At 64.9% G+C, this 22,174-nt stretch carries 19 protein-coding genes and 1 other RNA gene; 14 read left to right on the top strand and 6 right to left on the bottom strand.

Annotated features, from left to right (window positions below; all coding sequences use genetic code 11):
• Positions 1–253 precede the first annotated feature (253 nt).
• Positions 254–1,102 carry an NAD(+) synthase gene (gene nadE, locus AVKW3434_RS01430; protein ID WP_284403762.1) on the top strand — a complete coding sequence of 283 codons (849 nt, stop codon included), beginning with the start codon at positions 254–256 and terminating at the stop codon, positions 1,100–1,102.
• 389 nt (positions 1,103–1,491) lie between these two features.
• The gene (locus AVKW3434_RS01425; RefSeq protein WP_284403760.1) at positions 1,492–2,424 is read left to right on the top strand and encodes a manganese catalase family protein; all 933 of its coding nucleotides are present in this window, start codon (positions 1,492–1,494) and stop codon (positions 2,422–2,424) included.
• A gap of 221 nt (positions 2,425–2,645) precedes the next feature.
• Here AVKW3434_RS01425 and AVKW3434_RS01420 read toward each other — a convergent pair whose 3' ends face one another.
• The 6 genes from AVKW3434_RS01420 to ompA form a co-directional block, all read right to left on the bottom strand.
• Entirely contained in the window at positions 2,646–3,164 is a 519-nt protein-coding gene (locus tag AVKW3434_RS01420) for a hypothetical protein (protein WP_284403758.1), read from the bottom strand.
• Between the two features lie 67 nt (positions 3,165–3,231).
• Entirely contained in the window at positions 3,232–3,423 is a 192-nt protein-coding gene (locus AVKW3434_RS01415; RefSeq protein WP_284403756.1) for a hypothetical protein, read from the bottom strand.
• 435 nt (positions 3,424–3,858) lie between these two features.
• Positions 3,859–4,247, bottom strand: a transfer-messenger RNA (tmRNA) gene (gene ssrA / locus AVKW3434_RS01410).
• Positions 4,248–4,259: 12 nt separating this feature from the next.
• Entirely contained in the window at positions 4,260–4,937 is a 678-nt protein-coding gene (gene gph, locus AVKW3434_RS01405) for a phosphoglycolate phosphatase (protein ID WP_284403755.1), read from the bottom strand.
• Positions 4,934–5,647 carry a bifunctional 2-polyprenyl-6-hydroxyphenol methylase/3-demethylubiquinol 3-O-methyltransferase UbiG gene (ubiG, locus tag AVKW3434_RS01400; RefSeq protein ID WP_284403753.1) on the bottom strand — a complete coding sequence of 238 codons (714 nt, stop codon included), beginning with the start codon at positions 5,645–5,647 and terminating at the stop codon, positions 4,934–4,936. The genes gph and ubiG overlap by 4 nt, the downstream gene beginning before the upstream one ends.
• A gap of 76 nt (positions 5,648–5,723) precedes the next feature.
• Positions 5,724–6,389, bottom strand: a complete 666-nt coding sequence (ompA, locus tag AVKW3434_RS01395) for an outer membrane protein OmpA (protein ID WP_272568896.1) — start codon at positions 6,387–6,389, stop codon at positions 5,724–5,726.
• 224 nt (positions 6,390–6,613) lie between these two features.
• Between ompA and gyrA the strand changes: the two genes are divergently transcribed.
• The 12 genes from gyrA to AVKW3434_RS01335 all read left to right on the top strand — a co-directional run bounded on the left by gyrA (position 6,614) and on the right by AVKW3434_RS01335 (position 22,162).
• On the top strand, positions 6,614–9,253 hold the full coding sequence (gene gyrA / locus AVKW3434_RS01390) for a DNA gyrase subunit A (RefSeq protein ID WP_284403751.1): 2,640 nt from the start codon (positions 6,614–6,616) through the stop codon (positions 9,251–9,253).
• Between the two features lie 101 nt (positions 9,254–9,354).
• On the top strand, positions 9,355–10,464 hold the full coding sequence (serC, locus tag AVKW3434_RS01385; protein ID WP_284403748.1) for a 3-phosphoserine/phosphohydroxythreonine transaminase: 1,110 nt from the start codon (positions 9,355–9,357) through the stop codon (positions 10,462–10,464).
• A gap of 38 nt (positions 10,465–10,502) precedes the next feature.
• Positions 10,503–11,600, top strand: coding sequence for a prephenate dehydratase (gene pheA, locus AVKW3434_RS01380; protein ID WP_272547924.1), 1,098 nt, complete (start codon positions 10,503–10,505; stop codon positions 11,598–11,600).
• Positions 11,601–11,611: 11 nt separating this feature from the next.
• A complete protein-coding gene (locus AVKW3434_RS01375) occupies positions 11,612–12,499 on the top strand; it encodes a prephenate dehydrogenase (protein ID WP_284403746.1) in 888 nt (295 codons plus the stop codon).
• A complete protein-coding gene (locus tag AVKW3434_RS01370) occupies positions 12,499–14,517 on the top strand; it encodes a bifunctional 3-phosphoshikimate 1-carboxyvinyltransferase/cytidylate kinase (RefSeq protein WP_284403744.1) in 2,019 nt (672 codons plus the stop codon). Before AVKW3434_RS01375 ends, AVKW3434_RS01370 begins: the two co-directional genes overlap by 1 nt.
• Before the next feature lie 183 nt (positions 14,518–14,700).
• Entirely contained in the window at positions 14,701–16,386 is a 1,686-nt protein-coding gene (rpsA, locus tag AVKW3434_RS01365; RefSeq protein ID WP_092739611.1) for a 30S ribosomal protein S1, read from the top strand.
• Between the two features lie 103 nt (positions 16,387–16,489).
• Positions 16,490–16,819 carry an integration host factor subunit beta gene (locus AVKW3434_RS01360; protein WP_284401037.1) on the top strand — a complete coding sequence of 110 codons (330 nt, stop codon included), beginning with the start codon at positions 16,490–16,492 and terminating at the stop codon, positions 16,817–16,819.
• A 114-nt stretch (positions 16,820–16,933) separates the two neighbouring features.
• Positions 16,934–17,254, top strand: coding sequence for a LapA family protein (locus tag AVKW3434_RS01355; protein WP_272568882.1), 321 nt, complete (start codon positions 16,934–16,936; stop codon positions 17,252–17,254).
• Positions 17,244–18,401, top strand: a complete 1,158-nt coding sequence (gene lapB, locus AVKW3434_RS01350) for a lipopolysaccharide assembly protein LapB (RefSeq protein ID WP_284401038.1) — start codon at positions 17,244–17,246, stop codon at positions 18,399–18,401. Before AVKW3434_RS01355 ends, lapB begins: the two co-directional genes overlap by 11 nt.
• The gene (locus AVKW3434_RS01345) at positions 18,398–18,736 is read left to right on the top strand and encodes a ComEA family DNA-binding protein (protein ID WP_284403743.1); all 339 of its coding nucleotides are present in this window, start codon (positions 18,398–18,400) and stop codon (positions 18,734–18,736) included. Before lapB ends, AVKW3434_RS01345 begins: the two co-directional genes overlap by 4 nt.
• A gap of 100 nt (positions 18,737–18,836) precedes the next feature.
• Positions 18,837–21,797, top strand: a complete 2,961-nt coding sequence (locus tag AVKW3434_RS01340) for a monovalent cation/H+ antiporter subunit A (protein WP_284403740.1) — start codon at positions 18,837–18,839, stop codon at positions 21,795–21,797.
• On the top strand, positions 21,797–22,162 hold the full coding sequence (locus AVKW3434_RS01335) for a Na+/H+ antiporter subunit C (protein ID WP_272568874.1): 366 nt from the start codon (positions 21,797–21,799) through the stop codon (positions 22,160–22,162). Before AVKW3434_RS01340 ends, AVKW3434_RS01335 begins: the two co-directional genes overlap by 1 nt.
• The last annotated feature ends 12 nt before the right edge of the window (positions 22,163–22,174 follow it).

Below are 22,174 nucleotides of genomic sequence, written 5' to 3'. Positions count from 1 at the left end.
TAGTACTTATTGCGGCGGAGGCCTTTTTGACCCATGGTGCCTCGGTGGCATCCGAAATGGATGGGGGTGGGCCGCTCTGCCGGACCGTGCCTCCCTCGTGCGCTCCCATCCCCTGTCGGGCAACGCGCACCGGCATGCCGGCACCCTCCGACACCCGCGCCCGGCCGTGTGGCCGCCCAATGGTCCTTTTGCGGACTGGCGACGTCCGCGCCGCGCCGCCTCCGCCCAACCACCACCCATCCTTGAGGAGCGAATGCACATGAGCGAAAGACCCAGCCAATCACAGATTCTGGAATCCCTGTCGGTGGTGCGCGAGTTCGATGTGGAGTCCGAACTGGAGCGCCGTGTCGATTTCCTGGCCCAGTACCTTGTTCGCACCGGACGCCAGGCCTACGTGCTCGGGATCAGCGGCGGCGTGGATTCGCTCGTTGCCGGCTGCCTGGCGCAGCGGGCCGTGGCCCGCCGGCGAGCCTCCGGAGAAAGCGCCCGTTTCATCGCCATGCGGCTGCCGTATGGCCAGCAGCGGGACGAGGCCGAGGCCGCCAGGTGCCTCGACTTCATCGCGCCCGATGAGGTGCGCACCGCCGACATCCGCGCATCGGTCGATGCCATGCAGCAGGCGCTGATCGCTGCCGGCGTGGACCTGGGCGATACCGCGTCGCAAGACTTCCTGGTCGGCAACATCAAGGCGCGGGCCCGCATGGTGGCGCAATACGCGGTGGCCGGCGCCACGGCCGGGCTGGTCATCGGCACCGATCACGCCGCCGAAGCGCTGATGGGATTTTTCACCAAGCATGGCGATGGAGCGGCCGACGTGCTCCCGCTGGCGGGCCTGAACAAGCGCCGCGTGCGCGCGGTGGGCTTCGCGTTGGGCGCGCCCCGCGATCTGGTGATGAAAGTGCCCACGGCCGATCTGGAAACGCTGGCACCGCAGCGGCCCGACGAAGACGCATTCGGGGTGAGCTACGAAGCCATCGACGATTTTCTGGAAGGCCTGCCCATCGACCGCGAAGCTGAGCGGATCATCGTGAAAACCTACCTCGCCAGCGCCCACAAGCGCCACGCTGCCGTGGCGCCGCCCATCGCTCGGCCTGGGCTCTAGACAGGCTTTACTTCCCTAGACAGCGGCCGTTCGCTACCGAGGGAACAGAAAAAACCGCTGCAAAAGTTACCGCGCGGCATCTCGCAAGCAATTGCTCTCCTGCCACAGAGCCTGCCGGTGGCGATGGCTGAATGCACTGCCAAGCGTCACCGGCACTGGCGCGGGTGGCTCGAGCCATGGGCCTCACAGGGTGCATGGCGTGTTCCGCTGAGCCTCCACCAGCAACGCGGGACAGCGCAGATGCAGGGGATCTGCTCGCCCACACCACCGCTCTGCAATGCCATCGGCCCGGGCCCGCTCCTGCGGCACACCGCTTGCACTGACCCCATCGACGCCGCATGGCGTCGCCTGTCGGTGAACCCGCTGGCTCAACCCCACAAGGAGCATTCATGTTTTCTCATAACAAGCGGCTGCAATACACCGTACGAATCAGCGAAACCAATCCCGGCCTCGCCAACCTGCTGCTGGAGCAGTTCGGCGGACCCCAGGGTGAACTCGCCGCAGCCTGCCGCTATTTCACCCAGGCACTGGGCGAGGACGACCCCGGCCGCAAGGACATGCTCTTCGACATCGCCACCGAGGAACTGAGCCATCTGGAGATCATCGGCACCATCGTGGGCATGCTCAACAAGGGCGCCAAGGGCCGGCTGGCGGAAGGCGTTGAAAAGGAAGGCGACCTCTACCGCTCCATCACCGGCGCGGGGAACGACAGCCACCTCACCCAGGTGCTGTACGGTGGTGGCCCGGCGTTGATCAATTCGGCAGGCGTGCCCTGGACCGCTGCCTACATCGACACCATCGGCGAGCCCACCGCCGACCTGCGGTCGAACATCGCCGCCGAATCCCGCGCGAAGATCGTGTACGAACGCCTCATCAATCTCACGGACGACCCAGGCGTGAAGGACGCGCTGACTTTCCTCATGACGCGTGAGCTCGCCCACCAGAAGTCGTTTGAAAAAGCGCTCTATGCCATCGAACCGAACTTCCCTCCCGGCAAGCTGCCAGGCGATCCGCGCTTCACCAGCGTGTACTTTCGCACCTCGCAGGGCGAGCCCGAAGTGCGGGGCGCATGGAACGAAGGGGACCGCTGGAACGTCGTTCCCCTGCCCCAGGGCGCGGAAGCGGTGGATGGCGGAGATGGCCTGGCGACCGTGACCCTGAACGAGCTAGAAGCGCCCGCCGTGGAGCAGATGGCTGAACGCACGGCATCGCAGCCCGACATCGATCCCACCACGGGTGCCGAACTGGGCATGGGAGAAGATCTGGAACCTGTGGGTGATGCGGGCGGTTTGCGCAGGCTACCGAAAACGCTCGAAGACTGATGCGCCTGGACGCGTTCCCACGGCCGTGATGAAGTCCCGATGAGGTATTTTCCGCAGCCCGGGGACGGGCCCTAAGGTGGCTTTTGGTTCGCATGCGCAGTGAGCAGTGAGCAGTGAGCAGTGAGCAGAATCCTGCGGCGCAAAAGCCATCGCGCCGATCATCAAGTTAGCGTGATGGTGCACGGTGGCGGTCATCCCCGCGCAGGGGCTCCGATCACCATCTATGCGTTTTCTCGACGGCTGCGTTGACCTCGGCGCGCCACGGCACAGCCCACGGCAAGACCCGCCGCGAAAGTCGCACAGATCGTTGCCATGGACCGCTGGGAGCGGTCATCGTCAAGGCGTGGAGTGCCATCGGGCGGTTCGACCCAACGACCCACCGTGCCGGTAGTGCCCACCTCATGGCGCCCCCACCATGCGAGCACCACTGTCGATGCGAAGCTGGCCAAAGTCCCTGCCATCAGCCCCACGCTCATCACGGAGCGTGCCGTTGTCTCCTGCCTTTTCTGAGCATGCGGCAGGGATTGCAAATCCAATGGCGGTAGAACGTGAACCTGGGTCACAGCGATCGACAACGGATCGCTGGCAGGAAACGACTCCTCGATCCCATGGTCGAGAGCCGGCTCCGTGTGTGCCGGATCGGCTGTCGCTCTCAACGCCGGAGCAGTGCCTTCGGGCGCAGGAGAAGGATGGCTTTCAGACGTCGGGAAGGGAAAGGCATCAGGGCTGCGGGTGTTCATGAGAGATTTCCTTCCAGAGACCACGGCGGATGAATGAAGGGAAGGCGACGCACGGAAGCCCGTCCGGCTAGTCGTTTCGAAGGGGGTTTGACGGCTTGCCGGAGTCCGCGGCAACATCGCCCTTTTCCGCCTCGTTTTGCGGTACAGGCCGTTTCTGCGGCATGCGCTGCATTGCGGGATCTGTTTCGACCAATGCCGGGCTGGGACGATCGGGGTCCTTGCGCGGCTTGCCGTCCGGGGAATCGACCTGGTTCACCATGGCTACACCTCCGACATGTCGATAAATGCCACTTGGCAGGACTGCGTTCCTGTGGCAATGCGCGTCATGGCAGGTGCCGCTTTGGCGGTGTTTGAAATACCGGCTGGTCTGGTGGTTTGCATGAATTTCCTTTCCAAGGAGGAATCAGTTTGCGAACCCCCGTTCGGCGCAGGTGTAGGACTGCAGCGCTCATGCCGCAGTAGCGCCACAGGCCATGATGCCGAGGAAAAAACGGTTTTAGATGCAAGGCCGTGGAGTCGATGCGGGCCATGGTGGCCACCGCCACACTCAATGATGAAGTGCCAAGCAACGGCAGGAATCGGCAGGTGCGACTCGAGGGCGATTTCGGCGCGACGGGCGCAACACTCCGCGAAGCGCTAAGGCAAGAAAAAACCGCCACAGCCTGACGTTGTCAGAGTGTGGCGGTGTCTTGAGTGGTGGAGCTGGCGGGAATTGAACCCGCGTCCGCAAGCCTTCTTCGGGCAGATCTACATGTTTAGCGGTCTGTTTTGATTCTCATGGCCCACGTCGCGCAGTCGCACGCTACGTGGGTCACCAGTACCCTTGGATCTCGCTCCATGCCAAGGTACCCGGCACGGAACCAGCCAGCGTGAATAACCTTGCAGCCGGGAGGTCTTGCGACCCCCTTGCCCAGCCCGCTGGCATGCTGTTGCAAGGCTCGATCACCGGTTTTTAAGCGGCGAGTGCGAGTGCGAAACGTTCGTCGTTTGCAGTTAGTTTTTTGAATGCAGATTTACGAGCGCCACTCAAGCTCGACATGCACCACACCGATTCCGAACCCACGTCGAAACCAGGGCAGCCCCAAGCCTCGTATTTTAAGGCGCAGAGATCAATTGCAAGACCTCGAGCGGAGATTTAATTGCAGCCTGCGCGCCCCACTTGTGCGCCGCGGTTTGCGTACCGAGGTAGCCGTATAAAGCGGCCACCGTGTGCATGCCAGCCGCAAGGCCCGCGACGATGTCGCGCTCATCGTCGCCGACGTAAATGCAATGCGCTGGCTCGATGCCCAGGCGTCTGGCAGCCTCGAGCAGGGGCTCGGGGTGCGGCTTGCTGTGCGCGGTGGTGTCGCCACTGATCACCGCACCAGCGCTGCTGAACAGCGGCGTGGCCGCCACCAAGACGTCCGTGAATCGTGCTGCCTTGTTGGTGACGATGCCCCAGGGCATGCCACGCCGGGTCAACTCGGCAATCAATGCCTCCACGCCATTGAACACTTTCGTGCGCTGCTGAATGCAGGCCTCGTAGTTGACGAAGAACTCTTCCCGGAATGCAGGAAAGTCGGGATGGGCCGTGTCCATATCGAATGCCACGGACAACATGCCCCTGGCTCCGGCCCCTGCCATGGGCCGATACCGCTCGGCAGGCAGAGACGGCAAGCCACGGTCCGTTCGCAATTTGTCGGCGGCAGCACCCAGGTCAGGAGCACTATCGATCAATGTGCCGTCGAGGTCGAACAAGATGGCACGAACATGGGTAAAGACAGGTGAACTCATACGGCGGCGCGGCGTGCAGCGAGCATGTAGTTGACCGAAGTGTCGGCACTCAGCCAATAGCGTTTGGTCAGCGGGTTGTACTCCAGTCCCCGGCTGTGAACGATATCGAGGCCCGCCAGCCGACTGGCGGAGGCCAATTCGCTGGGCTTGATGAATTTCGCATACTCGTGCGTGCCTTTGGGCAGCATGCCCAAAATGTATTCGGCGCCGACGACTGCCAGCATGAACGCCTTGGCATTGCGATTGATGGTGGAGAAAAAGACCCAGCCGCCGGGCTTGACCAGACGCGCACACGCTTGAATCACCGAGGCGGGGTCAGGCACGTGTTCCAGCATTTCCATGCATGTGACGGTATCGAACGTGCCAGGCACTTCCGCAGCCAAGTCCTCCACGCTGACTTCACGGTATTGCACATGGGGTGTCCCGGTTTCCAAGGCATGCAGTTGCGCGATGCGCAATGATTTGCTGGCCAGATCGATACCCGTTACCTGTGCGCCTTTTCTGGCCATCGAATCCGAGAGGATGCCGCCACCACATCCCACATCCAGCACCTGCTGCCCTTCCAAAGGCGATATGCCATTGATCCATTCCAGGCGCAACGGATTAATCTGATGCAATGGGCGAAATTCACTTTCCGGATCCCACCAGCGGTGGGCGAGTGCGGAAAATTTGGCCAGCTCTGCTGGATCGGCATTAATGTGATCGCTCATGTGGGTAGGTGCTCCAAAAGAGATGGCCCATAAAAAAAGCCCCGTTTCCGGGGCTTTTTCGTGACTGATTCGGAAATCAGTTAGAAGCGCGGGTACCGACCACTTCGATTTCCACGCGACGGTTCTTCGCACGGCCTTCCTTGGTCTTGTTGTCGGCGACAGGTTGCTTCTCGCCCTTGCCTTCAGTGTAAACGCGGTTCTTTTCGATGCCCTTGGACACCAGATAAGCCTTCACAGCTTCAGCGCGGCGAACCGACAGCTTCTGGTTGTAGGCATCGGTACCGACGGAGTCGGTGTGACCCACGGCGATAATGACTTCCAGGTTCACGCTCTTGACCTTGGAGACCAAGTCATCCAGCTTGGCCTTGCCTTCTGGCTTGAGCACGGACTTGTCAAAGTCGAAGAACGCATCGGCAGCGTACGTCACCTTGCTGGCCACTGCGGGAGCAGGAGGCGCTGCAGGAGCAGGCGTTGCAGCAGGTGCAGGAGCAGCAGCGGCAGGGGTAGAAGCAGGAGCCTGAGCAACCAGAGCACCATCACAACCGACAGCAGCGGTAGCAGGGGTCCAGTTGGCATCGCGCCAGCACAGTTCGTTCGTGCCGTTCTTCCACACCAGTTCGCCGGTACCGTTCTGCCAGTTGTCAACAACCTTGCCGCCGTCGGCTGCTTTGACTTGAGCGCCAGCCGAGGTAGCAAGCACAGCAGAGGCCAACAACATCGCCACTTTGTTCAGTTTCTTCATGGTTCTCCTCTTGGGGAAAAAGCCGCAGCCGCGCTGCGAATATGGACGTCATCAGTGACCATCACTAAAAACGTTGAAATGATTGTGCCATACGTAACAACGCAAAGTGGTTGCAGACGGGGCGCGCACGGTAGGACAAAAGCGCTTTACCCCTGATGTGTTGCGCACTTGCGACAAGACGTTCCGCCTAGAATGGCCCTCCTCCGCCGTCCACGCAGTTCTCCATGACACAGTTCGCCAAAGAAACCCTGCCCATCAGCCTTGAAGAGGAAATGCGGCGAAGTTATCTCGATTACGCGATGAGCGTAATTGTGGGTCGCGCGCTGCCCGATGCGCGCGACGGCCTCAAGCCGGTACACCGGCGCGTGCTGTTTGCCATGCACGAACTCAACAACGATTGGAACCGGCCTTACAAGAAGTCCGCCCGTATCGTGGGCGACGTGATCGGTAAATACCACCCGCACGGCGATCAATCGGTATACGACACGATTGTGCGCATGGCGCAAGATTTCTCCATGCGCCATCTGCTCGTCGATGGCCAGGGTAACTTCGGCTCGGTGGACGGCGACAACGCGGCCGCCATGCGGTACACCGAAATCCGCTTGGCGAAGATCGCCCATGAAATGCTGGCGGACATCGACAAGGAAACCGTCGACTTCGGCCCCAATTACGACGGAAGCGAGAGAGAGCCGCTGGTTCTTCCCAGCAAGCTGCCCAATCTGCTGGTCAACGGCTCCGGCGGTATCGCCGTGGGCATGGCCACCAACATCCCCCCGCACAACCTCAATGAAGTGGTGGACGGTTGCCTGCACCTGCTGCACCACCCCGATGCATCCATCGACGATCTGATGGAGATCATTCCGGCGCCCGATTTCCCCACGGCCGGCATCATCTACGGCATCAACGGGGTGAAGGACGGCTACCGCACGGGCCGCGGCAAGGTGGTCATGCGTGCGCGCTGCCACTTCGAGGACATCGACCGCGGCCAGCGCCAGGCCATCATCGTGGACGAGCTGCCTTACCAGGTCAACAAAAAGACGCTGCAGGAGCGGATGGCCGAGCTGGTGCACGAAAAGAAGATCGAAGGCATCAGCCACATCCAGGACGAATCCGACAAGTCGGGCATGCGCTTGGTGGTCGAACTCAAGCGCGGCGAAGTGCCCGAGGTGGTCCTGAACAACCTTTACAAGCAAACGCAGCTGCAGGACACGTTCGGCATGAACATGGTGGCCCTGGTGAACGGGCAGCCGCGCCTTTGCAATCTGAAGGAACTGGTCAGCGTCTTCCTGCAGCACCGCCGCGAAGTGGTGACGCGCCGCACGGTCTTCGAACTGCGCAAGGCACGCGAACGCGGCCATGTGCTGGAAGGCCTGGCGGTGGCGCTGGCCAACATCGACGACTTCATCCGGATCATTCGCGAGTCGCCGACGCCCCCCGTGGCCAAGGCGGAACTGATGACCCGCTCGTGGGACAGCAAACTGGTGCGCGAGATGCTGACGCGCACCCGGGCCGACGGCGGCATCGTGAATGCGGACGACTACCGGCCGGAAGGGCTGGAGCGTGAATACGGAATGGGCCAGGACGGCCTGTACCGGCTGTCCGACACCCAGGCGCAGGAAATTCTGCAGATGCGTCTGCAGCGCCTGACCGGCCTGGAGCAGGACAAGATCGTTTCCGAATACCGGGACGTGATGGCCGTGATCGAAGACCTGCTGGACATTCTGTCCAAGCCAGAACGCGTCTCCGTCATCATTGGCGAAGAGCTGACGTCCATCAAGCAGGAGTTCGGCCAGCACAAGCTCGGGGCGCGGCGCAGCGTGGTCGAATACAGCGCCCAAGACCTGTCCACCGAAGACCTGATCACGCCCACCGACATGGTGGTCACGCTCAGCCACACGGGCTACATCAAGAGCCAGCCGCTGTCCGAATACCGGGCGCAAAAACGCGGCGGGCGGGGCAAGCAGGCTACGGCGACCAAGGAAGACGACTGGATCGACCAGCTCTTCATCGCCAACACGCACGACTACATCCTGTGCTTTTCCAACCGCGGTCGCCTCTACTGGCTCAAGGTCTGGGAAGTGCCGGCCGGCTCCCGCGGCTCGCGCGGCCGCCCGATCGTCAACATGTTCCCGTTGCAAGAAGGCGAAAAGATCAATGTGGTTCTGCCGCTGACCGGCGACATGCGGACGTTCCCGGCCGATCGCTACGTGTTCATGGCCACGAGCATGGGCACCGTGAAGAAGACGGCGCTCGATGAATTCAGCAACCCCCGCAAGGGCGGCATCATCGCCGTCAACCTGGATGATGGCGACTACCTGATCGGCGCGGCGCTCACCGACGGTGCGCACGACGTCATGCTGTTCAGCGATGGCGGCAAGGCGGTGCGTTTCGACGAAAACGACGTGCGTCCCCTGGGCCGCCAGGCCCGCGGCGTGCGCGGCATGATGCTGGAAGACGGGCAGAGCGTGATCGCCATGCTGGTGGCCGAAGACGAGACCCAAAGCGTGCTCACCGCCACTGCGAACGGCTACGGCAAGCGCACCAGCATCGTCGAATACACGCGCCATGGCCGGGGCACCAAGGGAATGATCGCCATCCAGCAGAGCGAGCGCAACGGCAAGGTCGTGGCGGCCACGCTGGTCCACGCCGATGACGAGATCATGCTGATCACCGACAAGGGTGTGCTGGTTCGCACCCGCGTGTCGGAGATCCGCGAGCTGGGCCGCGCCACCCAAGGCGTGACGCTGATCGCGCTGGACGAAGGCTCGCAGTTGAGCGGCCTGCAACGCATCGTGGAAAACGACGCCAATGTGCCGGACATCGACGCCGATGAAGAAGGTGGCACGCCGCCCGCAGAAGCCTGATCCATGCCCCAAGCAAAGCGCTCCGAAGGACGCTTTGCTATCACAACCATAGCAATCAGCCCTAGATCCATATGCGCTGAAGCCCTCTTTCACTTGAAACCATGAATCGCCCGTACAACTTCTCCGCCGGCCCGGCCGCCATTCCCGCCGAAGTCCTGCAGCAAGCGGCTGCCGAAATGCTGGACTGGCACGGAAGCGGCATGGGCGTCATGGAGATGAGCCACCGCGGCAAGGAGTTCTTGTCGATCTACGAACAGGCCGAAGCCGACCTGCGTGAGTTGCTGGCGGTGCCTTCGCAGTTCAAGATCCTGTTCATGCAGGGTGGCGGTCTGGCTGAGAACGCCATCGTGCCGCTGAACCTCTCGCGCGCAGCGACGGTGGACATGGTCGTCACCGGCAGCTGGAGTCAGAAGTCGGTGAAGGAAGCCCGCAAATATGCCGCGGAAGTGCACTTGGCCGCATCTGGCGAGCCCAGCCAATTCACGACGCTGCCCGAGCCAGCCAGCTGGGAGTTGAGCCGTGGCGCCAGCTACCTGCACCTGTGCAGCAACGAGACCATCCACGGCATTGAATTCCACGAACTGCCCGACCTGAAGGCGCTGGGCAGCGATGCGCCCCTGGTCATCGATTTTTCTTCCCACGTGGCATCGCGCGCCGTCGATTGGTCGCGCGTGGGCCTGGCATTCGGTGGAGCGCAGAAGAACCTGGGCCCCGCCGGCCTCACGCTGGTGGTGGTGCGGGAGGATCTGCTGGGCCACGCCCTGCCCGCCTGCCCCAGCGCCTTCGACTACAAGATCGTGGCGGACAACCAGTCCATGTTCAACACCCCGCCCACCTGGGGCATCTACGTGGCCGGCCTGACGTTCCAGTGGCTCAAGCGCCAGTGCGAGGGCGAACTGACGGGCATTGCGGCGCTGGAGCAGCGGAACATCGCAAAGGCCCGGCTGCTGTACGACACCATCGACCAGTCGCAGTTCTATGTGAACAAGGTGTCGGAGAACGCCCGGTCCCGCATGAACATTCCGTTCTTCCTGCGCGACGAATCGCGCAACGATGCCTTCCTGGCAGGCGCCAAGGAACGCGGCCTGCTGCAGCTCAAGGGGCACAAATCGGTGGGCGGCATGCGCGCCAGCCTGTACAACGCCATGCCCCTGTCGGGCGTCGAGGCCCTGGTGGCCTACATGCGAGAATTTGAGCGCAAACACGCCTGAAGCACTGACCGTCCAGAGAAAACGCCCCCACACCTTTCATGACCATCCCGCAAGCCTCTCCGGACCTCGCCAGCCTGCGCGTCCAAATCGACAACATCGACCAGCAGCTGCTCACACTGCTGAACCAGCGCGCCCTGGTCGCCGAACGGGTGGGCGAGATCAAGAAGCGCGAAGGCACGCCCTTCTTTCGTCCCGACCGGGTGGCCCAGGTCATCGAGAAGATCCAGACCGCCAATCCCGGCCCATTGAAAGGGCCGCATGTCGCGGCCATCTGGCGCGAGATCATGTCCGCCTGCCTGGCACTCGAGTCCCCGCAGCGGGTGGCCGTGCTCGGCCCGGCCGGCACCTTCTGCGAGCAGGCGGCCGTGGAGTTCTTCGGTGGCGCAGCCGACCTCATGTACTGCGCCAATTTCGACGAAGTGTTCCACGCCACGGCGGCGGGCAGCGCGCAGTACGGCGTGGTCGGCGTGGAAAATTCGGTCGAGGGCGTGGTGACCCGGTCGCTCGATCTGTTCCTGCACACGCCTTGCCACGTGGTCGGCGAAGTGAGCCTGCTGGTGCGCCACAACCTGATGCGGCAGTCCGACTCGCTCGAAGGCATCGAAGCGGTGCTGGCACACCCGCAGGCGCTGGCGCAATGCCAGGGATGGCTCTCCAAGCACCTGCCCCACGCGGAACGCCGCCCGGTGTCCAGCAATGCGGAAGGGGCCCGGCTGGCCGCCACCAATCCGGCGTGGGCGGGCATTGCGAGCGAACGTGCCGCCACGCAATTCGGCCTGCACCTGGTCGCGCATGCCATTCAGGACGATGCCTACAACCGCACCCGGTTCGCCATCATCTGCCTGCCGCACACGCTGCAGACGCCACCGCCGTCGAGCAAGGACTGCACCAGCCTGGTCATCTCGGTGCCCAACCGTCCCGGCGCGGTCCACGACCTGCTGGTGCCGCTCAAGACCCATGGCGTGTCGATGACCCGATTCGAATCCCGGCCGGCCCGCACGGGCCAGTGGGAGTACTACTTCTACATCGACCTCGACGGCCACCCGTCCCTGCCCCATGTGGCACGGGCCCTCGAAGAACTGCGTGCGCTGTGCGCGTTCTACAAGGTGCTGGGCACCTACCCGGTCGCGCCATGAGCGGGCCCGCCATGTTTGAACAACTGGGGTTGATCGGCTGCGGCCTGATGGGCGGGTCGTTCGCCCTGGCCATGAAGAAGGCCGGCCTCGTCAAGCGCGTAGTCGGGTACAGCAAGTCGCCGTCCACCACCGACCGCGCCCGCCAGATGGGCGTGATCGATGTCGAGGCACCGTCCGCGTTGCTCGCCGTGGCGGGCGCCGACATCGTGCTCGTGGCCGTCCCCGTGGCCGCGACCGAGGCCACGCTCAAGGCCATCAAGCACCTCGTCACACCGCAGATGCTGATCATGGACGTGGGCTCGACCAAGGCCGATGTGGTGCAGGCCGCACGCCGCGCCCTCCGCGACCAGGTCGGCTCCTTCGTTCCGGCCCACCCGATCACCGGGCGCGAGGTGTCCGGCGTGGAATATGCGGAAGCCGAGCTGTACAGCGGTCGCCAGGTCATCCTCACGCCGACCGAGCGCACCTTGACCGCCCATCTGCAAAAGGCCGAAGAAGTGTGGCGCACGCTGGGTTGCCGGGTGCAAAGCATGTCGCCAGAGTCGCACGACGCCGCCTTCGCGTCCGTCAGCCACCTGCCGCATCTGCTGGCCTTCGCCATGATGAACAGCATCACGGCGCAAGACCATGGCGACCTGTTCCTTTCCCTGGCAGGACCGGGCTTTCGCGATTTCACCCGCATCGCGGCCAGCGACCCCAAGGTGTGGCGCGACATTCTGCTGTCCAACCGCGAAGAGCTGCTGGCGCAATCGCGGCTCTTCCAGCAGGCGTTGCAGCAGCTGGAGCAGACCATGCAGCAGGGCAACTCCCAGGCGCTGGAAGACCTGATCACCCTGGCCAGCGAAACCCGTGCGCACTGGCGCATGGGCGCACAGCGCACACCCACCCAAAATTCCTGATGTTCAGCACCGAGTTTCTCGACCTCCCGCCCCTGACCACGGCGGGTGGAGCCATCCAGCTTCCCGGCTCCAAAAGCATTTCCAACCGTGTTTTGCTGCTGGCAGCACTGAGCGAAGGCACCACGGAAATCCACGACCTGCTGGCATCCGATGACACCCGGGTCATGCTCGATGCACTGCGGCAACTGGGTTGCACGGTGGACGAGCAAGGCGCCAGCGTGCGCATCACGGGGCTGGGCACACAATCCGCGAGCGCCCCAGCCGCACTCTTCCTGGGCAATGCCGGCACGGCGATGCGCCCGCTGACGGCCGCGCTGGCACTGCTGGGCGGCGAGTTCCAACTGTCCGGCGTGCCGCGCATGCACGAGCGGCCCATCGGTGACCTGGTGGATGCGCTGCGCCAGCTCGGCTGCCGCATCGACTACCTTGGCAACGAAGGGTTTCCGCCCCTTCGCATCGCACACGCCCAAGGCGTGCCGCCGCTGTCGCTGTCCAAGCCCATTCCCGTGCGCGGGGACGTGTCGAGCCAGTTCCTCACCGCCCTGCTGATGGCCCTGCCGCTGGTCGCCGTCCAGCAAGACGTGGTGATCGAGGTGGTGGGCGAGCTGATCTCCCGGCCCTACATCCACATCACGCTGCAGTTGCTGGCGCGGTTCGGCATCGATGTGCGGCATGACCAGTGGCAGCGGTTCACCATTCCGGCCGGCAGTCGATACCGTTCGCCCGGGAGCATCCACGTCGAGGCCGACGCGTCTTCGGCCAGCTATTTCATTGCGCTGGGCGCCATTGCCGGCGTTGCCGAGCAAGACGACGGCGTGCAGATCCTGGGCGTGGGGCAAGACTCCATCCAGGGGGACATCCGCTTCATCGAGGCCGCGCAGGCCATGGGCGCACAGGTCACGGGTGGGCCCAACTGGCTGAAGATCCGCCGCGGCGCGTGGCCGCTCAAGGCCATCGACCTGGACTGCAACCACATTCCCGACGCCGCCATGACGCTGGCCGTCATGGCCCTGTATGCCGAAGGCACGACCACTCTGCGCAACATCGCCAGTTGGCGCGTCAAGGAAACCGACCGACTCACCGCCATGGCGACCGAGCTGCGCAAGCTCGGCGCCTCGGTGGAAGAAGGCACGGACTTCCTGCGCATCACGCCCCCGGCTGCGCCTGACGGCTGGCGGGCCGCCAGCATCCACACCTACGACGACCACCGCGTGGCCATGTGCTTTTCACTGGCGGCCTTCAATCCGGCGGCGTTGCCCGTTCGCATCCAAGACCCCAAGTGCGTGGCCAAGACGTTTCCGGATTATTTCGAGGCGCTGTTTTCCGTCACGTACACCCCCACGGAACGCATTCCGGTGATCTGCATCGACGGCCCCACCGCATCCGGCAAGGGCACCGTGGCGGCCGCCGTGGCGCAGCGGCTGGGCTACCGGTTTCTGGACTCGGGCGCCATGTACCGCATCGCGGCGTTGGCGGCCCTGCGGGCGGGTCTGCAGATCGATGCGGCGCACGAGCCGCGCATCGCCACGCTCGCACGCGGGCTGCCCGTGCGTTTCGAAGGCGGGCGGATCTGGCTCGGCGCCGACGATGTGACCGATACCATCCGCACCGAAGAAGCGGGCATGAATGCGTCCCGCGTCTCCGCACTGCCCGCCGTGCGCGAGGCCCTGGTGGCCCTGCAGCACAGCTTCCGGCGGCTTCCGGGGCTGGTGGCGGACGGGCGCGACATGGGCACCGTGATCTTTCCCCAGGCCGCATTGAAGGTCTACTTGACCGCCAGCGCGGCATGCCGGGCCGAACGCCGGCATAAACAGTTGATTTCAAAGGGGATTTCGGCTAGCATCGCAGACCTTCGCGCCGATTTGGAGGCGCGCGACGCCCGGGACAGTTCCCGCAGCGTTGCGCCCTTGAAGCCGGCGCAGGATGCCCTGGTTCTGGACAACTCCTCGCTCACGGTCGATGCGGCTGTCGAGCAGGTACTTGCCTGGTGGCAGGAACGACAGCCCTTCGCCACCTAGGCACGGGGTTGCAACCCGAGGCTCACGCCCCGGACAGGCCCGCCCGGCCCCACAGGCACCCAGTGCCCAGACCGTGCGGTTCTCCAACCTAACCGCGGTTTTGCCGCAAAAAACCTCCGCAGGCAGCTCTAAAAACGATGGCGATGGTGCTGTCGGAACCCTGTTTGCGGCTTTAGGAAATACATGTCTGAATCTTTTGCCGCCCTTTTCGAAGAGTCCTTGACACGCACCGAAATGCGTCCGGGCGAAGTGATCACCGCCGAAGTCGTGCGCGTGGAACACAACTTCGTCGTGGTGAACGCCGGCCTCAAGTCCGAAGCCTACGTGCCCCTGGAAGAGTTCAAGAACGATAAGGGCGAAGTCGAAGTCCAAGTGGGCGATTTCGTCTCCGTGGCCATCGGCTCGATCGAAAACGGTTACGGCGACACCATCCTGTCGCGTGACACCGCCAAGCGCCTGGCCTCCTGGCTGGCGCTGGAAAAGGCCCTGGAATCCGGCGAATTCGTCACCGGCACGACCAGCGGCAAGGTCAAGGGTGGCCTCACGGTGCTGGTCAACGGCATCCGCGCCTTCCTGCCAGGTTCGCTGATCGACACGCGTCCGATCAAGGACCTGACGCCTTACGAAAACAAGACCCTGGAATTCAAGGTCATCAAGCTCGACCGCAAGCGCAACAACGTGGTGCTGTCGCGCCGCGCGGTGGTGGAAGCCTCCATGGGCGAAGAGCGCGCCAAGCTGATGGAAACCCTCAAGGAAGGCTCCATCGTTCAGGGCGTGGTCAAGAACATCACCGAATACGGTGCGTTCGTGGACCTGGGCGGCATCGACGGCCTGCTGCACATCACCGACATGGCATGGCGCCGCGTTCGCCATCCTTCGGAAGTGGTCACGGCCGGTCAGGAAATCACGGCCAAGATCCTCAAGTTCGACACCGAAAAGAACCGCGTGTCCCTGGGCCTCAAGCAAATGGGCGACGATCCATGGATGGGCGTTTCGCGCCGCTATCCTTCGGGCACCCGCCTGTTCGGCAAGGTCACGAACATTGCCGACTACGGCGCATTCGTGGAACTGGAACCCGGCATCGAAGGCCTGGTGCACGTCTCCGAAATGGACTGGACCAACAAGAACATCGCTCCTTCCAAGCTCGTGTCGCTGGGTGACGAAGTCGAAGTCATGGTCCTCGAGATCGACGAAGACAAGCGCCGCATCAGCCTGGGCATGAAGCAGTGCAAGGCCAACCCATGGCAAGAGTTCGCGCAGAACACCAAGCGCGGCGACCGCGTCAAGGGCCCGATCAAGTCGATCACCGACTTCGGCGTGTTCGTGGGCCTGGCTGCCGGCATCGACGGCTTGGTGCACTTGTCCGACCTGTCGTGGAACGAAACCGGCGAAGCCGCCGTTCGCAACTACAAGAAGGGCCAGGAAGTCGAAGCGATCGTGCTGGCCGTGGACGTGGACCGCGAACGCATTTCGCTGGGCATCAAGCAGCTCGACGGCGACCCATTCACCACCTTCGTGACGGTGAACGACAAGGGCCAGACGGTGACCGGCAAGGTCAAGACCGTGGACGCCCGTGGCGCTGAAATCGACCTCGGCGAAGACATCATCGGCTACCTGCGCGCTTCAGAAATCTCCCGCGACCGCGTGGAAGATGCCCGCAATGTGCTCAAGGAAGGTGATGAAGTCACGGCCGTGGTGGTGAACGTGGATCGCAAGACCCGCAACATCCAGCTGTCGATCAAGCAAAAGGACATGGCCGACGAGCAAGGCGCCATGGCCAACCTGAGCCAGCAATCGAGCCGCGAAAGCGCCGGCACGACCAGCCTGGGCGCCCTGCTGCGCGCCAAGCTGGACAACTCGGACAAGTAATCCGAGAGTCAGGCAACGACCGCTTCGGCGGTTGTGAATGGCGGGCGCCTCGTGCGCCCGCTTCTTTTTGTTCTGTTTCCCAGGTTGCAAAGACTAGGATTCCATGACCCGATCAGACCTCGTTGAAGAACTGGCAGCACGGTTCAGCCAGCTCACCCAGCGCGATGCCGAATACGCCGTCAAGACCATTCTGGACGCCGTGGGCGACGCATTGGTGCGCGGCCACCGCATCGAGATCCGGGGTTTTGGCAGCTTTTCGGTCAACCGCCGCCCACCCCGCATGGGCCGCAATCCCCGCAGCGGCGAAGCCGTGGCGATCCCGGAAAAGCGCGTGCCCCACTTCAAGCCCGGCAAGGCCCTGCGCGAAGCCGTAGACCAGCGCACGGTCGAAATGGGCATCGTCGATGCACCGGCGCAAAAACATCAAAATTGATAGCTGCCTGCGCTTGGCTGTCAAGCGCCAGGAGCCCATGGCACGGGTATCGGCGCAGATGGCAGGCGCGCCACGGCGTGCCCGTAGAATGCCCCCACACCACCGGGGAGACGCATGAAATACCTCCTGTGGCTGCTCAAGGCAGCCATTTTTTTTACCCTGTTCGCTTTTGCACTGAACAACCAGCAAGACGCCACCGTGCACTTCTTTTTCGGCACGCACTGGAGCGCCCCCCTGGTGCTCGTCGTGCTGACGGCCTTCGCGGCCGGGGTCGTCGTGGGCGTGCTGGGCATGGTGCCCCGCTGGTGGAAGCACCGCAGCGCCGCCCGGCGCGCACAGGCCGCGTTGCCGGCTGAAGCCCCGGCCCCCGCACCGGTCGCGGCCCCAGCCGTGCCGGACCTGCAACAACAACCGCCCTCCATCCATGGAATTTGATTTCAGCTGGCTGCTGCTGGGCCTGCCGCTGGCGTTCGTGCTGGGGTGGTTCGCCTCCCGCTTCGACCTGCGCCAACTGCGCGAGGAGAACCGCCGCGCGCCCAAGGCCTATTTCAAAGGCCTGAACTTCCTGCTCAACGAGCAGCAGGACCAAGCGATCGATGCGTTCATCGAGGCGGTGCAGAACGATCCGGACACGTCCGAGCTGCATTTCGCGCTGGGTAACCTCTTTCGCCGCCGGGGCGAGTACAACCGCGCGGTCCGCGTGCACGAGCACTTGCTGTCACGCGGCGACCTGAGCCGTACCGACCGCGACCGGGCACAGCATGCGCTGGCCCTGGACTTCCTCAAGGCCGGCCTGCTCGACCGCGCCGAGGATGCCCTGCGGCGACTGGAGAACACGCCGTTCGAGAGCCAGTCGCGCCTGGCCCTGCTGGCCATCTACGAACGCTCGCGTGACTGGCCGCAGGCGGCGGCCATCGCCCGCAAGATGCACGGATCGCACCAGGGCGACTTCAGCACGCGGCAGGCCCACTACCTGTGCGAGCAGGCCATCGCGCGGGCCGCGCAAGGCGACCAGGAAGCCGCGCAGGCGCAGTTCGAAGAGGCCGTGGCCGCCGCGCCCCACGCGCCCCGCCCGCGCATCGAACTGGCCCGCCTGCACCACCGCTGCGGCCGGCCGGAACAGGCGTTTTCCACGCTGCTGGAACTGTCGCGCGAATCGCCCGGCGCCCTGCCCCTGGCCGCCCCGTTGCTGGTCGAGGTGGGCGCAGCCACCCAGCGCGCCGAGGAAACCTACCAGTTGCTGCTGGGCCATTACGAGCGGGCGCCGTCGCTGGACATGCTGGAGGCCATCGTGTCGATGGACGCCGCCTCGGGCGACGCGTCCCGGCCCGGGCCGCAGTGGTACGTGCGCCATCTGGACAAGGAGCCCTCGCTGGTGGCGGCCGCGAAGTGGCTGGCGCAGGAAACACTGGAGCACGAGCAGTTCCATCCCCAGGTGCAAAAGGCGCTGGATCAGGCGACCAAGCCGCTCACCCGCTACCGCTGCGCGGCCTGCGGCTTCGAGGCGCGGCAGCATTTTTGGCAGTGCCCTGGCTGCCAGACCTGGGACAGCTACCCCGCCCGGCGGGTGGAAGAGCTATGAGGCTGAGGGGTACCAAGGCCCTGCTGATCGCCATGGCCATGGCCGCAGCCGTTCACTGCGCCGCCGCCATGGCGGCGGTGGAGGTCAACACGGCGTCCGTCGCCGACCTCGACGGGGTCAAAGGCATCGGCCCGGCACTGTCGGCCAGGATTCTCCAGGCCCGGGAGAAAGGTCCGTTCCAGAACTGGCCGGACCTCGTCGGCCGCGTCCCGGGCCTGGGCAAGGCCTCCGCCGCGCGCCTGTCCAGCGAAGGCCTCACGGTGAACGGTGCCTCGCTCGGCGGCGCGCCGGCCGCAGCCGTCCCATCGCCGCCCATGGCGGGCGCGTCGCGTTAGACACCCAACGGATTGCGAGCCCGCAGCACGCCCAATCTCCGGGCTCTGCTAGGGTATTCATAGCATGTCCGGCAAGGCATGCCCGTAGAATCGTCCGGGCATGCCCCTGATCCTCCTCGTCCTCCTCCCCTTCATCGGCAGCCTGCTGGCGGCGGTGCTGCCGTCGAACGCGCGCAACACCGAATCCACGCTCGCCGGTGCGATCGCGCTGTTCTGTGCGGTGCAGGCCGCGCTGTATTTTCCGGAGATCGCCGCGGGCGGGGTGCTGCGCCAGGAAATCCCCTGGCTGCCCGCGCTGGGGCTGAACCTGGTGATCCGCATGGACGGATTCGCCTGGATGTTCTGCATGCTGATCCTGGGCATCGGCTCGCTGGTGGTGCTGTATGCGCGCTACTACATGTCGCCGGCCGATCCGGTGCCGCGCTTCTTCTCGTTCTTCCTGGCGTTCATGGGGGCGATGGCCGGCGTGGTGCTGTCGGGCAACATCATCCAGCTGGCCTTCTTCTGGGAACTCACCAGCCTGTTCTCCTTCCTGCTGATCGGCTACTGGTACCACCGCCAGGACGCACGCCGAGGCGCTCGCATGGCGCTCACGGTGACGGGCACGGGCGGGCTGTGCATGCTGGCCGGCATGCTGGTGATCGGGCACATCGTGGGCAGCTACGACCTCGACCATGTGCTGGCCGCCGGCGAGCAGATCCGCAACCACCCGTGGTACCTGACGGCCCTGGTGCTGGTGCTGCTGGGTGCGCTGACCAAGAGCGCGCAGTTTCCCTTCCACTTCTGGCTGCCCAACGCCATGGCCGCGCCGACGCCCGTGTCGGCCTACCTGCACTCGGCCACGATGGTGAAGGCCGGCGTCTTCCTGCTGGCGCGCATGTGGCCCGTGATGGGCGGCACCGAGCCCTGGTTCTGGCTGGTGGGCGGCGCGGGCGTGTGCACGCTGCTGGTGGGCGGCTATGCGGCCATGTTCCAGAACGACCTCAAGGGGCTGCTGGCGTATTCCACGATCTCGCACCTGGGCCTGATCACGCTGCTGCTGGGGCTGAACAGCCCGCTGGCGGCGGTGGCGGCGGTGTTCCACATCATGAACCACGCCACCTTCAAGGCCTCGCTCTTCATGGCGGCAGGCATCGTGGACCATGAAAGCGGTACGCGCGACATCCGGCGCCTGTCCGGGCTGCGCACCATGATGCCGGTGACGGCCACCCTGGCGATGGTGGCCAGCGCCTCCATGGCGGGCGTGCCGCTGCTCAACGGCTTTCTGTCCAAGGAAATGTTCTTCGCCGAGACGGTGTTCCTCGACGCCTCGCCGCTGGTGGCGACCGTGCTGCCCGTCGCCGCCACGCTGGCCGGCGTGTTCAGCGTGGCCTATTCGCTGCGGTTCATCGTGGACGTGTTCTGGGGCCCGCGCGCGCAAGACCTGCCGCGCCAGCCGCACGAGCCGCCGCACTGGATGCGCGTGCCGGTGGAACTGCTAGTGCTGGCCTGCCTGGTGGTCGGCATCTTTCCCGCGTGGTCGGTGGGCCGGTACCTGGACGCGGCGGCGCGGCCGGTGGTCGGCGGCCCGTTGCCCGAGTTCAGCCTGGCCATCTGGCACGGCTTCAATACCCCCTTCGTGATGAGCCTGGTCGCCCTGGGCGGCGGCACCGCGCTCTACCTTCTGCTGCGCCGCCAGCGCGCCGCCGGCAAGGTGGATGCGCCCCCGCTCATCTACCGCGTGAGCGGACGGCGCCTGTTCGAGATCGCCCTCACCTGGCTCACGCTGTGCGGGCACAACGGGCGGCGGCTGATGGCCACGCCGCGGCTGCAGTGGCAGATGCTGTGGCTGGTGCTGGCGGCGCTGGCCGGCGCGGCCCTGCCGCTGTGGACGCAGGGCCTGCAACTCGGCGACCGCGGCACCCTGCCCCTGTCGCCGGCCTTCGTGGTGCTGTGGACGCTGGGCTCGATCTGCGCGGTGGCCGCCGCGTGGCAGGCCAAGTACCACCGGCTGGCGGCGCTGACGCTCATGGGCGGCGCGGGCCTGTGCACCTGCATCACCTTTTTGTGGTTCTCGGCGCCCGACCTGGCGCTCACGCAGATCGTGGTGGAGATCGTCACCACCGTGCTCGTGCTGCTGGGCCTGCGCTGGCTGCCCCGGCGCGACGAGCGGCTGCGCGGCGTGGACACCACCCACCCGGGCATCGTGCGGGCACGGCGGCTGCGCGACATGGCGGTGGCGCTGGCCGCCGGCGGCGGCATGGCGTGGCTGGCCTTCACCATGATGAGCCGGCCGTTCCCCGAGAGCACCTCCACCTTCTTCCTGGAGCGCGCGCAGACCGAGGGCGGCGGCACCAACGTGGTCAACGTGATGCTGGTGGACTTCCGCGGCTTCGACACCTTCGGCGAGATCGTGGTGCTGGGCATCGTCGCCCTGACGGTGTATGCGCTGCTGCGCCGCTTCCGCCCCGCGCGCGAGACCATGGACCTGCCCGAGCAGCAGCGCAACATGCCGGCCGACCTGCAGACCGACCTGCTCAATCCGCGCAATGCGACCGACACCGCCATCGGCTACCTGATGGTGCCCGCCGTGCTGGTGCGGCTGCTGCTGCCGTTCACGGCCCTGGTGTCGTTCTACATGTTCATGCGCGGCCACAACGAGCCGGGCGGCGGCTTCGTGGCCGGGCTGGTGCTGTCGGTGGGGCTGCTGCTGCAATACATCATCTCGGGCACGCACTGGGTCGAGGCGCATCTGCCGCTGTACCCGCGCCGCTGGATCGGCACGGGGTTGCTGTTCGCCCTGGGCACCGGGCTGGGCGCCATCGCGCTGGGCTACCCGTTCCTGACCAGCCACACCGCGCACCTGCACCTGCCGGTGATCGGCGAGATCCACATCGCCAGCGCGCTGTTCTTCGACATCGGCGTCTTCACCCTGGTCGTCGGCTCGACGCTGCTGATCCTCACCGCCATCGCTCACCAATCGGTGCGGGGCCACCGCTACCACGCGCGCCTGGCCGAGGAGCGCGAGGCCGAACTGGCGGCCAGCCCCGACGCCACCGCCCCCGAAGGAGGAGCCCGCTGATGGAAATCGTTCTCGCCATTGCCATCGGCGTGCTCACCGGCTCCGGCGTGTGGCTGCTGCTGCGCCCGCGGACCTTCCAGGTCATCATGGGCCTGGCCCTGCTGTCGTATGCGGTCAACCTGTTCATCTTCAGCATGGGCCGCCTGGGCCTGGCCATCAACAAGGAGCCCGTGCTGGTGGAAGGTGTTCCGAAGGACCTGCTGCACTATGCCGACCCCATGCCGCAGGCGCTGGTGCTGACTGCCATCGTGATCGGCTTCGCCATGACGGCGCTGTTCCTCGTGGTGCTGCTGGCATCGCGCGGCATGTCGGGCACCGACCATGTGGACGGCACGCGCTCGCACGACGTGCAGGAGATGCCGTGACCCCGGCCCTCG

It is taken from the genome of Acidovorax sp. SUPP3434 (genome assembly GCF_030159015.1).
Taxonomy (GTDB): domain Bacteria; phylum Pseudomonadota; class Gammaproteobacteria; order Burkholderiales; family Burkholderiaceae_C; genus Paracidovorax.
This window is presented reverse-complemented; position numbering and strand designations above follow the sequence as displayed.

Excerpts from the sequence above, each read along its gene's own strand:
- nadE (WP_284403762.1), top strand. The coding sequence starts at position 254 with ATGCACATGAGCGAAAGACCCAGCCAATCACAGATTCTGGAATCCCTG.
- AVKW3434_RS01425 (WP_284403760.1), top strand. The coding sequence starts at position 1,492 with ATGTTTTCTCATAACAAGCGGCTGCAATACACCGTACGAATCAGCGAA.
- AVKW3434_RS01420 (WP_284403758.1), bottom strand. The coding sequence starts at position 3,164 with ATGAACACCCGCAGCCCTGATGCCTTTCCCTTCCCGACGTCTGAAAGC.
- AVKW3434_RS01415 (WP_284403756.1), bottom strand. The coding sequence starts at position 3,423 with ATGGTGAACCAGGTCGATTCCCCGGACGGCAAGCCGCGCAAGGACCCC.
- gph (WP_284403755.1), bottom strand. The coding sequence starts at position 4,937 with ATGAGTTCACCTGTCTTTACCCATGTTCGTGCCATCTTGTTCGACCTC.
- ubiG (WP_284403753.1), bottom strand. The coding sequence starts at position 5,647 with ATGAGCGATCACATTAATGCCGATCCAGCAGAGCTGGCCAAATTTTCC.
- ompA (WP_272568896.1), bottom strand. The coding sequence starts at position 6,389 with ATGAAGAAACTGAACAAAGTGGCGATGTTGTTGGCCTCTGCTGTGCTT.
- gyrA (WP_284403751.1), top strand. The coding sequence starts at position 6,614 with ATGACACAGTTCGCCAAAGAAACCCTGCCCATCAGCCTTGAAGAGGAA.
- serC (WP_284403748.1), top strand. The coding sequence starts at position 9,355 with ATGAATCGCCCGTACAACTTCTCCGCCGGCCCGGCCGCCATTCCCGCC.
- pheA (WP_272547924.1), top strand. The coding sequence starts at position 10,503 with ATGACCATCCCGCAAGCCTCTCCGGACCTCGCCAGCCTGCGCGTCCAA.
- AVKW3434_RS01375 (WP_284403746.1), top strand. The coding sequence starts at position 11,612 with ATGTTTGAACAACTGGGGTTGATCGGCTGCGGCCTGATGGGCGGGTCG.
- AVKW3434_RS01370 (WP_284403744.1), top strand. The coding sequence starts at position 12,499 with ATGTTCAGCACCGAGTTTCTCGACCTCCCGCCCCTGACCACGGCGGGT.
- rpsA (WP_092739611.1), top strand. The coding sequence starts at position 14,701 with ATGTCTGAATCTTTTGCCGCCCTTTTCGAAGAGTCCTTGACACGCACC.
- AVKW3434_RS01360 (WP_284401037.1), top strand. The coding sequence starts at position 16,490 with ATGACCCGATCAGACCTCGTTGAAGAACTGGCAGCACGGTTCAGCCAG.
- AVKW3434_RS01355 (WP_272568882.1), top strand. The coding sequence starts at position 16,934 with ATGAAATACCTCCTGTGGCTGCTCAAGGCAGCCATTTTTTTTACCCTG.
- lapB (WP_284401038.1), top strand. The coding sequence starts at position 17,244 with ATGGAATTTGATTTCAGCTGGCTGCTGCTGGGCCTGCCGCTGGCGTTC.
- AVKW3434_RS01345 (WP_284403743.1), top strand. The coding sequence starts at position 18,398 with ATGAGGCTGAGGGGTACCAAGGCCCTGCTGATCGCCATGGCCATGGCC.
- AVKW3434_RS01340 (WP_284403740.1), top strand. The coding sequence starts at position 18,837 with ATGCCCCTGATCCTCCTCGTCCTCCTCCCCTTCATCGGCAGCCTGCTG.
- AVKW3434_RS01335 (WP_272568874.1), top strand. The coding sequence starts at position 21,797 with ATGGAAATCGTTCTCGCCATTGCCATCGGCGTGCTCACCGGCTCCGGC.